The sequence below is a fragment of the Mesorhizobium qingshengii genome, from assembly GCF_027563465.1.
GTDB lineage: Bacteria > Pseudomonadota > Alphaproteobacteria > Rhizobiales > Rhizobiaceae > Mesorhizobium > Mesorhizobium qingshengii_A.
Genome location: NZ_JAPFQA010000022.1, coordinates 20,640 through 34,860, shown reverse-complemented (window position 1 = coordinate 34,860; position 14,221 = coordinate 20,640). Strand labels below are relative to the sequence as shown.

The window sequence follows — 14,221 nt, the reverse complement described above, 5'->3', positions numbered from 1 at the left end:
CCAGCGTTCGGTCATTGCGGAGCAAGCTGATGGAAAAATTTCCGACCAAGAACTTCGCCGCGGTGACTGCGGCTCTGGTCCTCTTGCCTGGTCCAACATGGGCACAGGCACCGGCAGACACGGATAGATACGCTTATGGCCCGCACATGATGTGGTGGGGTGGAGGCTGGTACGCCATGATTTTCGGTCCGCTGTTCATGATCCTGATGCTTGCTGTGCTGATCGCCGCTGTAGTCGTTCTTCTGCGTTGGATAGGCGGTCCATGGCAGGGAACAGTGCTCCCACATCACACGCCCCCGGGCCGCACATCGCTCGACATTCTCAAAGAACGCTTTGCGCGCGGGGAGATCGACAAGGACGAGTTCGAAGAGCGCCGACGCGTACTCGGTGAATAAGCCACCTTCGCCGAATGGTTGAAGGCTGCAAAAGTCGCTACCCGACGGAAGTACTTTCGACCAGCCGAAGAAAGGACACTTGTGCAGATACTGCTCATCCTTAATGACCCGCCTTACGGTACGGAGCGTTGCTACAATGGCCTTCGGCTTGCTCTTGCTCTCATCAAGAGCAAGCCTGAAACCATGATCACCGTGTTTCTGATGGCCGATGCCGTGGCGGCCGCGAAAGCGGGCCAGAAGACTCCCGACGGCTACTACAATGTTGAACGCATGCTAAAGGGGGTGGTTGTCGGCAAGGGACAGGTTCTGCTGTGCGGCACCTGTATGGAAGCGCGCGGCCTCGCAGACACCGAGATGGTGCTGGGCGCGCAACGCAGCAGTATGGCGGAACTCGCTGCCGCCACGCTCGCCGCCGACAAGGTTCTGGTGTTCTGAACAGCTGTCGAGGAGTCTGCCGGACATGGCTTTGATCTATCTCAATTATAACGCCAGCACGCTGATCGGTCCTGCGGTTGCGGCAGCCAACTCAAGAAGCCGATGGCATAAGTCCGGCGCGGGCGACGGCTTCGGGTCTCGCTCAATGGGCCGATACCTCACCGGCGCAGCGCGCCTCGGATGTTCGTTCATATGTCTTGGGGCAAGGGCGCACGTTTCCTCCAAATCGGATGAGCGTTTTTCACCAGATTCCGGCAGGTAGTCGACCGGAAGCGGGTCGACCTGATATCCAATAGCTCTCATGGACTCGCTCACACTCATCCTGCGGTTCGTTGGCGTTGCGCAACTGGCCATCGTCGCCTGCCTGGCCGTTCGTGACCTGCGCTTCAGCCTCGTCGGCTACCTCGTTGCAGTGTTCTGCTTTGGGGTCGCCTCGTATTTGATCTGCCCAGTCATTGCAGTCCACGGGGATCTCGGGCTTCTGGACGTTCTGATCTATTTCGGCTGTTTCGGGAATCCGGTCTTCTTCTTGCTCCTGTCGCAGTCGATCTTCGACGACCGGTTCCGCCTGAGACCAGCACACGCAGCTTTGCTTGCCCTGATGGAGATGCTCGGTTTCTGGCGCTTGGCCGAGCTTATCCACGGGCCCTGGAATTGGGGCCTCGACACGACAACCGCATCCCTGATAGCCCAGCAATTCGCCGCGCTCGGCATCATCGTCTGGTCACTGGTCGCAGCCTATCGGGGTCGCGGGATCGACCTGGTTGAACCGCGCCGACGCTTTCGCGAGGTGTTCGTCGCCAGTTGCGGAAGCTACATGCTCGTCGTCGTTGCCTCCGAGATACAGCTCAATGGCCGCATGGCGACCGAGGGACTCGCGCTGATCAATGTGGCTGTTATCGTCGGGTTCGTGCTGGTCGCATCGTTTTGGATGCTGCGGTTCTCGGACAGGGTGTTTGCGATTGCAGCACCAGGACGCAAGCGGGCCTCGGAGGTCCGCGCGCCCGTGGATCAGAATCTCCTGAAATCCCTGGAAGCGTTCATGAAGGCCGGTGGTTTCAGGCAAACCGGGCTCACCATCGGTGGGCTTGCCGACCACCTGCAGGCAAAGGAGCAGGGCCTGCGACGCGTGATCAACGGCGAGCTGGGATTTCGCAATTTCAACGCGTTCCTGAACAGCTACCGGATACGCGCGGCCAGCGGATTGCTGGCAGCCAACGGGCCTGGCCGCCTTCCGATCCTCACGATCGCCATGGACCTTGGCTACGGCTCCATTGGTCCGTTCAACCGGGCCTTCAAGGAAGCGACCGGCAAAACGCCCTCCGAGTATCGTGCGTCTTTTCTTGTGACCCAGAATAGCGAAGCGACCCCTCAACGGTAGAAAACCGCGCCGATTCCGGAATCGGCGCTATTTTGTCAGAGTTCGGCGAGACACCGCCCGACACGCGCCTCCTTATCCCCCCGCACTGAGGCTCAATCCGCTCAGGTGATGGGAGCTGCACAATGAAGCCTGACTTTATCGCCCGCCAGGGAAGACGTCCCAGTGGCCTGCTCGGCCACATCGTGGCGCGCGTCATGGCGATGGAGACAAGAGTGGAAAACGATCGGGCGCTTGAGCTGCTTGAGCTGCGCGCCGATGACGATGTTTTCGAGATCGGCTTCGGCCACGGCGCTACCCTCTATCGTGCGGCTCAAATGGTTCGTAACGGGCATCTCGCCGGCGCCGATTTCTCGGAGGTGATGGTCAAGATCGCAAGAGATCGCAATCACCGATCCATCGAGGAAGGTCGCATGGATCTCAGACTTGCGGACACCGCGAATCTGCCGTTTGACGATGAAGGCTTCGACAAGGCCTATAGCGTCCATACGATCTATTTCTGGGCGAGCTTGGAGCCTCATCTAAGGGAAGTGCTACGCCTGCTTCGCCCCATGGGGCGCTTTGTGCTCGGCTTTCGCCCGCATGAGGATGCGAATGCCGTCGCTTCCTTTCCGGCGTCGATCTACCGATTCCGGACAATTGCCGAAGTGCAAGCCGCACTTCAGCTCAGTGGCTTTGCGGTGGTTAAAACGGTCACCTCGCCACTCCAGTCGCGCCTCATGACGTGGATCGTGGCGGAAAGGCCGGTTCACGGATAATTGGGCCGCCAATCAGCACCGTGCATGCTCGCATTGAGATTCATGGCGTGTGATAGCGCAGGGTTTTGAACCCCCGCGACGAAAATGCATTTATTATCAAATGTGAGAAAAACCAAGAGCGTAAGAGCTCCGTTTTCGACTCGTTCAAGACAAAAAAATACGCGACAATATCAAAGGTGGTGGCGGGAGAGCGCTGCCGCCTTTCGCCCCACTCATCGGATCCGTGGTTCCGCCTTCGTTGTCTTGGGTGAGGATTCATTTTGAGCAGGCGCCTCTGCTCAAGCTGACGTTGACCATCTCGCGCTAATACCGGCGTCGGGATTCAGAGACCTCGTCTCGCCTATAACTGAGATCCGTACAAAGTGTCCCTACAGAAATCGACTTTTGAAATGCTGATTGGGCGCTGCCTCGATCAGTGAATGGGAAACGGTAGTTTTGCCGGACAAGGTTTCAAGCCGCTTGGCATTGCCGAGCAGCGCGAGATCCTTGCCAGTTCAAGATGTTTGTCGCCGCCCAAAATCGAAAATGACACCGCTCGAAGTGGTGAGAGGCGTCAGAATGCCTGGGTTGTCCCGTCTTCAAAGCTTGCGGAATGCATTCTCCTCCTGAGCGGCGAACACATTGTGCGCGTACGCATCCATAATGCTTTCGCATGTGGTCAGCCACTCCCGCGCCACCTGCGCGAGGGGTGCGGTGTAAAAATCGTTCTTCTCGATCTTGGCGAACCACGTCTTGAACTTGGCGACCTCCTGCTCGTTTTCCTCAAGCTCGGCATAGGTGAAATGCCGCACGCGGGTTTCCTCGGCAATCTCCAGCTCATACGCCTCGCACTTGCTGATGAGCTCCTTGTATTCCTCGTCGCGGTCGGCATTGTCGCTTCTTCTCTGCATGTCTGCAGTGGCTCTCGGCTATGCGGCCGGCTCGGCCATGTTGGGTGCTAACGCATGAGCCAGTGGGAGGAAGTCGAGGCCGACGAGCAACCCCCGACGCCATTGCAATCCGAAAGCCCAGGCAAGGTTCGACGGTGGGCAATTCCAGAGACCGTGCAACTCTATCTTGCCGTTTCGGCAGGCGCCGTCATCGGCAGCGTCTTGCGTGCTCTTGCCTCGATCGGCGCCCTTGCCTGGCTTGGTCCGGGCTTTCCCTGGGCGCCTTGTTCGCAAACATTCTCGGCTCGTTCGTCATCGGCTTTTATGCGGCCCTCACCGGCCCGGATGGACACATCCTTGCCGGCACGCGGCGGCGCCAATCCGTCATGACCGGGATTTGCGGCGGGTTCACCACCTTTTCGACGTTCAGCCTTGAAACGTTCCGGCTCGTGCAGGGAGGCCACTGGCCGATGGCAGGGCTGAACGTCGGCGTCTCGATTGTCACCTGGCTGGTCGCCGTGTGGCTTGGCCACATGGCCGCATCGCGTCTCAATCGGTTGGGAGGAGTCTGAACCATGCAGATACCAAGGCAGGCGGTGCTTCTGCGCATTTTCATCGGCGAGGACGACCGGGACGACGGCCGCCCGCTCTATGAATCGATCGTGCTCAAGGCCCGCGAAATGCATCTGGCGGGCGCGACGGTGCTGCGCGGCGGGATGGGATTCGGCCATTCGAGCCGGCTGCACACGACAAAGATCCTGCGGCTTTCGGAAGACTTGCCACTGGTCGTCGAGATCGTCGACAGTGAGGACAAGATCAACACCTTCCTGCCGGTGCTCGAAACGATCATGAGCAGCGGTCTGGTCACGCTGGAGAAGGTACAGGTCCTGCAATATGGTGCCAATCGAAATTAAGGGCCGCCACCGTGCTGACGGCTTCCGTAGGCCGTATAGTGAGTCTGGACAACTCGTCTGATGCCAATGGTCGACGTTCATCGGCGAGGCTCACGGGACGGCAAAAAAGTTTCGGCTAACGTTGCGTGCAGCTTTCTACTTGGCGCAGGGAGCGCTCTCGTTGACAAATCCCATCAACCTTCCGCCGTTGCGCGTCATGGCTGCCTTTTTGTTGGAGAACGTCAATCCTGGCGCATCGGCGATCGGCGCCTCCATTTCGACGCCCAGTGTGGGTAGATCTTTGCTTGCGAGAGCGCTTTGAAGGCGTCGAAAGCCGTACGTGGCTGGCTGCCGCAGAACATCGAAATTCTCGGGCGCGAACGCACCTTGGCGCGCGGCGAGATCCTGTTCCGAAAGGACGATGCGGCGGTCGGAATCTACGAGATCGAGCATGGCCAGATGCGGCTGTCTCGAATCGACCAGGCTGGCAGCGAGATTGTTCTCCATGTTGCTGGCGCGGGCGATCTCATCGCGGAAGCGTCACTTTTCTCCAAGGTCTACCATTGCGATGCCATCGCCGTGACCGATGCCCGCGCGCGTCTCTATCCCAAGGAAGCGCTTCTGGCTGAATACAGGCGAAACCCTCAGGCGGCCGAGGCATTCGCGTCAAGGCTCGCGCATGAGCTGATGGCCCTCAGAACTCGCCTTGAGCTGCGCAACATCCGTTCTGCGCGCGAACGCGTGCAGAACTATCTGGCGCTGAATACGGGAGCCGACGGGTGCACAATCGAACTGCAGGGGACGGTGAAGGATCTCGCAGCGGAACTCGGGCTCACCCATGAAGCGCTCTACCGGACGCTTCGCAAGCTCGAGGCTGAAGGGGAGATTGCACGCGCGAAGGACAAGATCTTCCTGAAGAAAATGGACGCCGTATGATCCCAATCATATGAGCTACCGCTTCATTCGGGATAAGTTGCGATCAATTGCTCAGCTCAGAGAGGCTCCAATGAAACCGTTGACCCGAAGGCTCGGGATCGTTTCGGCGACCGCCGCCGTTGCGCTCCTGGCCGCACTAGCCATTGTCCACCCGCTCGGCGCTGCGTCTTCCCTGCAGCCGCCCATGATGGACCACGCCATGCCGGGATCCGATCAGATGCAGGGCATGATGCAGCATCACCAGCAGATGATGCATGACCAAGGGACGATGCAGATGGATGACCAGGGCCCGATGCAGATGGGCCTGAGTACACCGACGATGCCCGGCCAGGACGCATTCGGCGCGATACAGGAAATCGTCCGCATGCTGGAGGCCGATCCCGAGACCGACTGGTCGAAGATCAACCTGGAAGCGCTGCGCCAGCATTTGATTGACATGAACGAGGTGACGCTCAAGGCAAACGCTTCGCCGACGCCGATCGACGGCGGCCTGCAAATTGACATCACCGGAGACAACCTCACGTCCGCCGCCATTCAGCGTATGGTGCCGGCCCATGCCGAAGAGCTCAATCAGATGAACGGCTGGAGCGCCAGGACTGAAGTTCTGCCCGACGGCGTGCGTCTGACGGTCACCTCGAACGATCCCAAGGAAGTTGCCCACATCCGCGGTCTCGGCTTCATCGGGCTACTCGTCAGCGGATCTCATCACCAGCCGCATCACTTGGCAATGGCAAAGAACGAGATGCCGCACCAGCATTGAGCGAGAGGCGGGATCCACGACCCGTTTGATTCAGGTCAGACCGTCGCGGACGATTGACCCTTATGGTGCGGCCCAAGACAGGGACGCCGCGGTCTGCGCGCGAGGGTGGTCCCGGTTATGGAGCCACCGTGTCGCTGCAGATTTCCATGGAAGCCACGATTGCGACGGGCCTGACAAGCGCAGAAGCGCGGCGCCGTCTCGCTGAATTCGGCCCTAATGCCATCGCAGACCAAACACCGTCTCCGTGGCGGGCTTTCATCGCCAAATTCTGGGGCCCCCTCCCATGGATGCTCGAGGCCGCGGTCGCGCTCCAGCTCGCGCGCGGCGCCTATTTCGAAGCTGCGGCAATTGGGGGCCTGCTGCTGTTCAACACGACCCTGGGGTTTATCCAGGAGGGCCGAGCCGGAGCGGCGCTAACGGCGCTCAAGAAGCGGCTCGCTCCAACGGCCCTTGTCCGCCGCGACGGCGACTGGGTCAGGATTTCCGCCTCGGAACTCGTTCCAGGGGACCTAATCAGGCTGCCGCTCGGAGCATTGGTTCCGGCCGACGCGACCATCACGTCGGGGTCAGTGATGGTCGACCAGTCGATGCTTACGGGCGAATCCGTTCCCGCCGACGCCTACCCAGGAAACCAGGTCCATGCGGGTTCCCTGGTGCGTCGCGGCCAGGCGATTGCCGAGGTGACGGCGACAGGATCGAAGACCTATTTCGGACGTACGGCCGAGCTGGTGCGCGTCGCGCATGCGGCGAGCACCGAACAGGCAGCCATTTTCGGCGTAACCCGGAACCTCGCCATGGTGAACGGCGCAATCGCCATTCTCATTGTCGTCTATGGCTATGCCACGGCACTGCCGACCGGCGATTTGATCCGCCTGGCCCTCACCGTCCTGCTGGCCACAATTCCGGTCGCGCTGCCAGCCACGTTCACGCTCTCGGCCGCCTTCGCCGCCCAGGCGCTTGCCCGCCGCGGCGTTCTCCTGACGCGCCTTTCGGCCGCGCACGAGGCCGCCGCCATGGATGTGTTGTGCGCCGACAAGACAGGGACGCTGACGCAGAACGCGCTGGAAGTGATCGACGTTTTGGCAATGCCGGGCTTCGACCGCGATCGCGTGCTCGCCTTGGCGGCATTGGCAAGCTCCGAGGCCGACCAGGATCCCGTCGACGCCGCCATTCGGGAAGCCGCCAGGCAGACGGTTCCTGACACGGCTGAACGAATCCTGCGCTTCATTCCCTTCGATCCGTCGACCAAGACCTCCGAGGCTCTTGTAGTCGACCGCAAGGGAAATGAGCGCCGCATCATCAAGGGCGCATTCGAGGCGGTCTCCACTGTCGCTGAGATGCCCGCCGACGCCAGGCGCATGGTGGACAATCTCGCCGGACAGGGACATCGGGTGATCGCGGTTGCCACCGGGGCGCCGCCATCGCTCCGTCTGGCTGGCTTGGTCGCTCTCAGCGATCCGCCGCGCGAGGAATCGGCCGGGCTCATCGGGGACCTGCGCGGCATGGGCGTACGCACCGTCATGGTGACCGGGGACTCGGCCGTCACGGCAGCGGCGATCGCCGGGAAGGTCGGCATTGCCGGCGCCGTCTGCCCGCCGGAACGCATTTCGGATGACCTCAGCGCAGACGAGTTCGGCATATTTGCGCGCGTCGTTCCGGAAGAGAAGTTTCGGCTGGTGGAGGCGCTGCAGGGCCACGGCCATGTGGTCGGCATGTGCGGCGACGGCGTCAACGATGCGCCTGCGCTGCGGCAGGCGCAGATCGGCATCGCCGTTTCGTCCGCGACCGACGCCGCCAAGGCAGCAGCAGGCATGGTCATGACCGAACCCGGCCTCGCCGGCGTGGTCTTCGCTGTGCGCGAGGGCCGGATCGGATTCCAGCGGCTGTTGACCTACGCGTTCAACATGATGGTCAAGAAATTCGAGATCGTCCTTTTCCTGGCGGTCGGACTGGCTCTGACCGGCCACGCGGTCCTGACGCCGGCGCTCATGGTCCTGATGCTCATGACCAACGACTTTCTGGCCATGTCACTTACCACCGACCGCGCCAGCCCCGCACCGTCGCCAAGCAAATGGCGCATGCCCAACATCACCGCCGCCGCCGTTGTCCTCGGGGTTTTCAAGCTCGGCTTCTCAACGGCGGTGCTGGAAATCGGAAAATTCCAGCTCGGTCTGGGGTCGCAAGAGCTGCAGACCCTGGCTTTCATCACTCTCGTGTTCGGAGCACAGGCAATACTGTACGTGGTCCGCGAGCGGCGGCACATGTGGTCTTCCAAGCCAAGCAATTGGGTGCTGGCGTCGTCCGCAGCGGACGTTGCAATCGTCTCGGCATTGGCGCTGTCGGGCACGCTGATGGCACCGCTGCCGTGGCGCCTCGTGGGGGCAGTGTTCCTCGCCGTTGCGGTATTCGCCCTGGTTCTCGACCAGATCAAGGTGCCCGTGACGGCAGCATTCAAGGTCGAGTAGTACGTCGCGTCGGGCGGCATCCTGCGGCTGCGCTGGCGCCCGACTGAAAGGTTCAACGACATGACCCGAACAGTCACAACAGACGCTCCCAGACCACCGTGGTGGCGAACCTCGAAGGTCTGGTGGATCGTTGGCATCGCCGCGGTGCTGATCCTGCTACTCGGATTTTTCATCCAGCAAGCGGGCAAGCCAGCTCCAATGCCTTACAGCACGTTTCTCGATCAGCTCGACGCGGCCAATGTTGCCAGCGTCACGTTCAAGGAAACCGAGGTCGACGGCATCTTCAAGCATCCGGTCGACGCCTCCGTCGCCACTGGTACGGCGCACCGCGACAGCTTCAGCACGCGCATGCCCGACTTCGGCGATCCCGCGCTGATACCGGAGTTGCACAAGCAGCGTGTCGTGATCGACGTCAACGTTCCGTCGGCATGGGCCTGGCTGCTCGGGCGAATTCCATTCCCGATCCTGATTTTTCTCGGCGCCATTGTCGTTGGGTGGCTCGTCAGGCTGGTGCGCGGAGGGAAGGCACGATCAGAGTCTGCGATGCCCATGCATGGCATGATGGGACTGTTCGCCGGTCTATTCGGAAAGCAGCAGCAAGCGTCGAACCCGCCAGCGCACGACAGCGACGAGACGAAAAATCAATAGGATGTTCGCTTGACGTGGATCGGTATCAAGCCTGTCGCGCTGGCGGCCGTGAACAGTCCGACCAGCAGGATGAAGACGGCGAAGATACGCTTGAGACGGCGCTGATCCGGGCGACGGACCAACATGGCGGCAGCGATGTACCCGGCATATACCAAGCCGACAGTGGCGTTGAATGCGATGACCAGCAACGAGGTCGCTATCTGGCGCGCCGGTATTGCTGGATGCCGGCGCGCCAAGAGCCGTTCGCGTCAACGCCAGAACGGCGGGCCTCCGGCGTGGCCATGCATCATACCGGGACCAAAGGCCAAGCCAGGCAAGCTCTCCTGCGCCTTGGCCTTTTGTGCGTCGTCAAGTGTGGCGAGAAGTTCGTTCGCCGCGGTTTGCACAGCTTCGAACTGCTTGTGGCCCAAATCACGGATTTTGGTCATCTGCGCAAAATGATCCTGCGGATTGGCGTCGTTGGGATCATTGCCGGCTGCTTCGAACGCTGCCGTCATCGTCCCGGCCGCGTCCTTCAAGGCCGAGGCGTATTTGGTCCAAGCGGCCTCCTGTTCCGGCTTGATGGCAAGATCGGCCTTGAGCGCATCGACCTGCGCGGGGTCGGCGAAGGTCTGCCCGCCGCCCATCATTCCGTGCATCATACCGGGTCCCATCCGGCCACCCATCATTGACCGCATCATTCCGGGTCCCATGCCGCCAGGTCCGTGCATGAACATCGGGCCGAAGCCACCGGGGCCATCAGCGGCCGATTGCGCGTAGGCCCATCCGCCTGCGAGTAAGATCGCGGTGGCGAGGCCACCAAGGACAACTGTTCTCTTCTTCATGTCTGTCTCCATAGTCGAGGCAACAGTCAGTTCCGTTGCTGGGCGCATTCAAGGCGCTGGATGTCACTGGGGTTTTTCAGGAAACCGCCATTTTGTGACAAACTGTGACTGAACCGACCTCTGAAACATCCGGACACAACAATTCCGGGACGGCCGGCACGGGTTCGGGTTACAAGCCCGCGATGAGCGCAGCGCCCCACATCCTTGTCGTTGACGACCATCGGGAGATCCGTGATCTGGTTTCGCGCGCGCTTTCCCGGGACGGCTATCGGGTCAGCACAGCAGCCGACGGGCGCGCCATGCGCAAGGCGCTGGTTGACAGCCGGATCGATCTTGTCCTGCTCGACCTGATGCTGCCGGGCGAAGACGGCCTGTCGCTCTGTCGCGCCCTGCGCGCGGAATCGAATATCCCGGTCATCATGCTGACGGCCAAGGGCGATGAGGTGGACCGCGTTATCGGGCTTGAGATGGGCGCGGACGACTATGTGGCCAAGCCGTTCGGCAGCCGCGAACTGATCGCGCGCATCAGGGCCGTTCTGCGCCGCAGCGGCGAAGCCCCGGCATCGGCGCACGGAGAACGTCCCAAGCACTACCGTTTCGATAGATGGGCGCTCGACACGGGTGCGCGCGAGTTGCTTCGGGACGATGGCGTGACGGTCCCGCTCAGCACCGGCGAATACGACCTGCTGATCGCTTTCGCCGAACGGCCACAGCGGGTGCTCAGCCGCGAACAGCTGCTCGACCTGGCGCGTGGACGCTCCGCCGCCGCCTTCGACCGCAGCATCGACACCCAGGTAAGCCGCCTACGCAAGAAACTGGAGCGCGACCCCGGCGAACCGAAGATCATCAAGACCGTCTGGGGCGGCGGCTACATGTTCACGCCGGCGGTCGAGCATAAATGACGCGGTTCGTTCCCAAGAGCCTGTTCGGCCAGACGCTGATAGTCCTCGTCGCAGGCCTCCTTTTTTCCCTCATTCTCGGTTCGTGGATCTATTCGCTTGACCGCGGGCAGGCAGTCCGCGCCGTGGGCGGTTTCGCACTGGCGCAGCGCATTGCCAACCTGACGCGGCTTGTCGAGGAGACGCCGGCCAGTTGGCGGGAGCGGATTGTCGCCGGCATCAGCGATCAGACCTTTCGCGTCGTCCTTTCAGCCAACGTCCCCGCGTTCAGCCAAACAGAGAGCGATACGGCGGTTTCGCAGGCGATCAGCGAATTCCTCATTGAAGAATTGTCGCTTGGGCAGGAGCGGCGACCGCTTGTGTCGGCGACGGGTGCGGGCGGCATGCTAGCCGGGCGAGGCCCGATGATGCACGGCATGGGCCCATTTGGCATGTTTGGCGGATTCCGGGAGTTGCAGGTTGCGGTGCCTCTCGCCGATGGCCGATGGCTTACCTTCGCAACGGTCGTGCCGGAGAGCGGGTCTGGCTTCTCACGCCAGTTCCTGGTGTCGATGCTGATTATGGCGGTCGTGGTTCTTACGGCGTCAGCGTGGGCGGTGCGCCGCGTTACAGCGCCGCTCGGCGCATTGTCGGCTGCAGCCGAACGATTCGGCAGGGATTTGGACGCGCCGCCTTTGCAGGAAGCAGGCACGACGGAAACCCGCGACGCGGCGCGCGCGTTCAACTCCATGCAGGAGCGCTTGCGCAGGCTCATCGAAACCCGCACGCGATTGCTGGCCGCCATTTCGCATGATCTGCGCACGCCGCTCACCCTGCTGCGCTTGCGCGCTGAAAATGTCGAGGACGCCGGCGAGCGCGAACGAATGCTGGCGGCTATTGCCGAAATGGATGCCATGGTCGGCGCCGCGCTCGACTTCGCGCGCGACGAAGCGAAAACGGAGCGCGCGCGCCCGACTGACGTCACCGCGCTCATTCAAAGCATCGTGGACGACATGGGCGATGTCGGACTTCCTGTCGAAATGAAGCCATCGGAGCCCATCATCCTGGAATGCCGGCCGATGGCGCTCAAGCGCGCGCTGGCCAACCTGATCGAGAATGCCGTCAAGTATGGGAAAACTGCCCGCGTGGCGATCAAAGAGACCCCCGCGTCAGTCACGATCACGGTCGATGACGAGGGGCCGGGCATTCCGGAAACGGAACTTACCCGCGTCTTCGAGCCCTTCTACCGCGTGGAGGGATCGCGCAGCCGCGAGACCGGTGGCGTGGGTCTTGGCCTCGCAATTGCCCTGTCGGCTGTCGAGGCAAATGGTGGTCGGTTGACACTCGGGAACCGGCCAGAAGGTGGACTTGCCGCCGTGGTAATGCTGCCGCGCTCCTGACATTGATCGCGTGACCGTCAACGTCGCGCAGCCCGGAATTTCAGCGGCCCAGTGCCGCAAGTCGTTGACACCGTCCATGGTCATGACATGGGCCGACAGCCGGCGTTCGCTTGTTGCCACGCAACGGATTTCGGACGAGACGAAAAGTCTACAGGATGTCATTTGACATGGATTGGAATCAAGCCGATCGCGCTCGCGGCCGTAAACAATCCGACCAGCAGGATGAAGACGGCGAAGATGCGCTTTAGGCGGCGCTGATCCAGGCGGTGGACCAGCATGGCTGCCGCAATGTTCCCCGCAACCCCGCCGACGAGGAAGGCGCCGACGATACTCCAGTCGATCGATGCCGTGGCGAAACGCGTCACCAAGCCGACGGCGGAGTTGAACGCGATCACGAGCAGCGACGTCGCTATTGCGGTCTGCATCGAGCAGGCGAAGGCGAACACCATCGTTGGCACGATCAGAAAACCAACGCCGACGCCGAGGAAGCCAGTCAGGAAACCAATCCCGAGCCCAGCGATGAAGACAACCCATTGTGGGGCCGGCTTGCTCCAGGGTTCGTCGGTGCTCTTTGAGAGGAGCATGCTGATCGACGCCGCAATCGCCAATCCGGAGAACAGCAGCAGAAGGGTGGAGCTCGAGACGTAAGGAGAGAGCAGCGAGCCCGGAATGCTGCCGGCGATGCCGTAGGCACCCAGCAGCAGACCGGGCTTCCACTGGACGCTATCTCGCTGCTCGACCACGCCTTCGGCCGCGATCCCGCCAACAACGGCCAGCGACGTCCCGATCGCGGTGTGCACGTCCTGTCCGACAAGATAGACCAGTATTGGCACCGCCAGGATCGATCCGCCAGTGCCGGTCAGTCCGAGCGCGCCGCCTATCGCGGCTCCATAGGCGAGATTACCGAGGAGTTGGGGGATGTCTTGCAACGGTTGTGATCCTGACGGTTTGCCTGCGGCCTGCCGATAATCGTGAAGCGCTCTGGTTTTCCAAGCGAGTCGCTCAGCCTCCCATCTGCCAACGCGAAATTGCTTCACTCGGGTGGATGAGTTGGATGATGTTGAGCATCAGGTTGTCGCGGATCATGAAGGCGGCGAACAACTCCATGCCAATCACAAGCACGACCGTTGACCACACGGGCAGTATCCGCGCGAGAACAAAGCCGAAAGTCGCCGCGAAGGTGTCGGCGACCGAGTTGACGACGCTGTCGCCGAAGTAACCCTGCGCGAGCGCCGACTGTCTATAGCGATCAATGACAAACGGCGTGTTTTCGACGACCTCCCAGGTGGCCTCGAGACCAATTGCAAGCGAGAGCTTCAGACCGAATGGCAGGCGTGGAGCGATCAGCCACAGAAGGAGATAGAAGCCGAAACCGTGGATGACATGCGTATAGGTGTACCAGTCGGTGAGCTGCTGCGAGTTTTCCGGGCTTGAGACGATGCCGTGCCATAGCTTGACCGTGCCGCACGTGCAGATCAGCGGATGGCCCATCAAAACAAGAACGACTGCCTGCAGTGCAATCAGTGCTGCGCCAATCACAAGCAGCATGTTGACGGGAATTCGCACGTGCAAATTCATGGCT

17 protein-coding genes are annotated in these 14,221 nt (G+C 61.4%); 12 read left to right on the top strand and 5 right to left on the bottom strand.

From position 1 onward, the window contains the following. Positions 1–29 precede the first annotated feature (29 nt). The 4 genes from OOJ09_RS28625 to OOJ09_RS28610 all read left to right on the top strand — a co-directional run bounded on the left by OOJ09_RS28625 (position 30) and on the right by OOJ09_RS28610 (position 2,966). Entirely contained in the window at positions 30–395 is a 366-nt protein-coding gene (locus OOJ09_RS28625) for an SHOCT domain-containing protein (protein WP_269908419.1), read from the top strand. Between the two features lie 81 nt (positions 396–476). Then, positions 477–830, top strand: a complete 354-nt coding sequence (locus OOJ09_RS28620) for a DsrE/DsrF/TusD sulfur relay family protein (RefSeq protein WP_269908418.1) — start codon at positions 477–479, stop codon at positions 828–830. A 301-nt stretch (positions 831–1,131) separates the two neighbouring features. Further along, a complete protein-coding gene (locus OOJ09_RS28615) occupies positions 1,132–2,211 on the top strand; it encodes an AraC family transcriptional regulator (protein ID WP_269908417.1) in 1,080 nt (359 codons plus the stop codon). A gap of 122 nt (positions 2,212–2,333) precedes the next feature. Further along, a complete protein-coding gene (locus OOJ09_RS28610; protein WP_269908416.1) occupies positions 2,334–2,966 on the top strand; it encodes a class I SAM-dependent methyltransferase in 633 nt (210 codons plus the stop codon). Positions 2,967–3,544: 578 nt separating this feature from the next. On the opposite strand, the gene OOJ09_RS28605 is transcribed toward OOJ09_RS28610, so the two are convergent. Beyond that, on the bottom strand, positions 3,545–3,856 hold the full coding sequence (locus OOJ09_RS28605; protein ID WP_269908415.1) for a Chromate resistance protein ChrB: 312 nt from the start codon (positions 3,854–3,856) through the stop codon (positions 3,545–3,547). A gap of 263 nt (positions 3,857–4,119) precedes the next feature. On the opposite strand from OOJ09_RS28605, the gene OOJ09_RS28600 reads away from it, so the two are divergent. From OOJ09_RS28600 to OOJ09_RS28575, 6 genes are all read left to right on the top strand, one after another. Then, a complete protein-coding gene (locus OOJ09_RS28600) occupies positions 4,120–4,407 on the top strand; it encodes a CrcB family protein (protein WP_333474495.1) in 288 nt (95 codons plus the stop codon). A 3-nt stretch (positions 4,408–4,410) separates the two neighbouring features. Next, a complete protein-coding gene (locus OOJ09_RS28595) occupies positions 4,411–4,749 on the top strand; it encodes a DUF190 domain-containing protein (RefSeq protein ID WP_269908414.1) in 339 nt (112 codons plus the stop codon). Between the two features lie 366 nt (positions 4,750–5,115). Continuing rightward, on the top strand, positions 5,116–5,664 hold the full coding sequence (locus OOJ09_RS28590) for a Crp/Fnr family transcriptional regulator (protein WP_269908413.1): 549 nt from the start codon (positions 5,116–5,118) through the stop codon (positions 5,662–5,664). A gap of 70 nt (positions 5,665–5,734) precedes the next feature. Continuing rightward, a complete protein-coding gene (locus OOJ09_RS28585) occupies positions 5,735–6,424 on the top strand; it encodes a hypothetical protein (protein ID WP_269908412.1) in 690 nt (229 codons plus the stop codon). A gap of 62 nt (positions 6,425–6,486) precedes the next feature. Next, positions 6,487–8,889 carry an HAD-IC family P-type ATPase gene (locus OOJ09_RS28580; RefSeq protein ID WP_333474494.1) on the top strand — a complete coding sequence of 801 codons (2,403 nt, stop codon included), beginning with the start codon at positions 6,487–6,489 and terminating at the stop codon, positions 8,887–8,889. A gap of 60 nt (positions 8,890–8,949) precedes the next feature. Beyond that, positions 8,950–9,537, top strand: a complete 588-nt coding sequence (locus tag OOJ09_RS28575) for an ATP-dependent metallopeptidase FtsH/Yme1/Tma family protein (RefSeq protein ID WP_269908411.1) — start codon at positions 8,950–8,952, stop codon at positions 9,535–9,537. Here the strand turns inward: OOJ09_RS28575 and OOJ09_RS28570 are convergent. Both OOJ09_RS28570 and OOJ09_RS28565 read right to left on the bottom strand, forming a co-directional pair. Continuing rightward, complete coding sequence (locus tag OOJ09_RS28570) at positions 9,531–9,725, bottom strand: hypothetical protein (protein WP_269908410.1); 195 nt, start codon at positions 9,723–9,725, stop codon at positions 9,531–9,533. The two genes, OOJ09_RS28575 and OOJ09_RS28570, sit on opposite strands and share 7 nt — an antisense overlap. 60 nt (positions 9,726–9,785) lie before the next feature. Continuing rightward, the gene (locus OOJ09_RS28565; protein WP_269908409.1) at positions 9,786–10,373 is read right to left on the bottom strand and encodes a Spy/CpxP family protein refolding chaperone; all 588 of its coding nucleotides are present in this window, start codon (positions 10,371–10,373) and stop codon (positions 9,786–9,788) included. 170 nt (positions 10,374–10,543) lie between these two features. Here OOJ09_RS28565 and OOJ09_RS28560 point away from each other — a divergent pair, with 170 nt between their 5' ends. Continuing rightward, complete coding sequence (locus OOJ09_RS28560) at positions 10,544–11,263, top strand: response regulator (RefSeq protein WP_269908468.1); 720 nt, start codon at positions 10,544–10,546, stop codon at positions 11,261–11,263. Then, entirely contained in the window at positions 11,260–12,639 is a 1,380-nt protein-coding gene (locus tag OOJ09_RS28555) for an ATP-binding protein (protein WP_269908408.1), read from the top strand. Before OOJ09_RS28560 ends, OOJ09_RS28555 begins: the two co-directional genes overlap by 4 nt. Before the next feature lie 158 nt (positions 12,640–12,797). Here OOJ09_RS28555 and OOJ09_RS28550 read toward each other — a convergent pair whose 3' ends face one another. Together OOJ09_RS28550 and OOJ09_RS28545 are read right to left on the bottom strand one after the other, a co-directional pair. Continuing rightward, on the bottom strand, positions 12,798–13,568 hold the full coding sequence (locus tag OOJ09_RS28550; RefSeq protein WP_269908407.1) for a sulfite exporter TauE/SafE family protein: 771 nt from the start codon (positions 13,566–13,568) through the stop codon (positions 12,798–12,800). Positions 13,569–13,641: 73 nt separating this feature from the next. Beyond that, a complete protein-coding gene (locus OOJ09_RS28545; protein WP_269908406.1) occupies positions 13,642–14,217 on the bottom strand; it encodes a DUF2585 family protein in 576 nt (191 codons plus the stop codon). Positions 14,218–14,221: the final 4 nt, after the last annotated feature.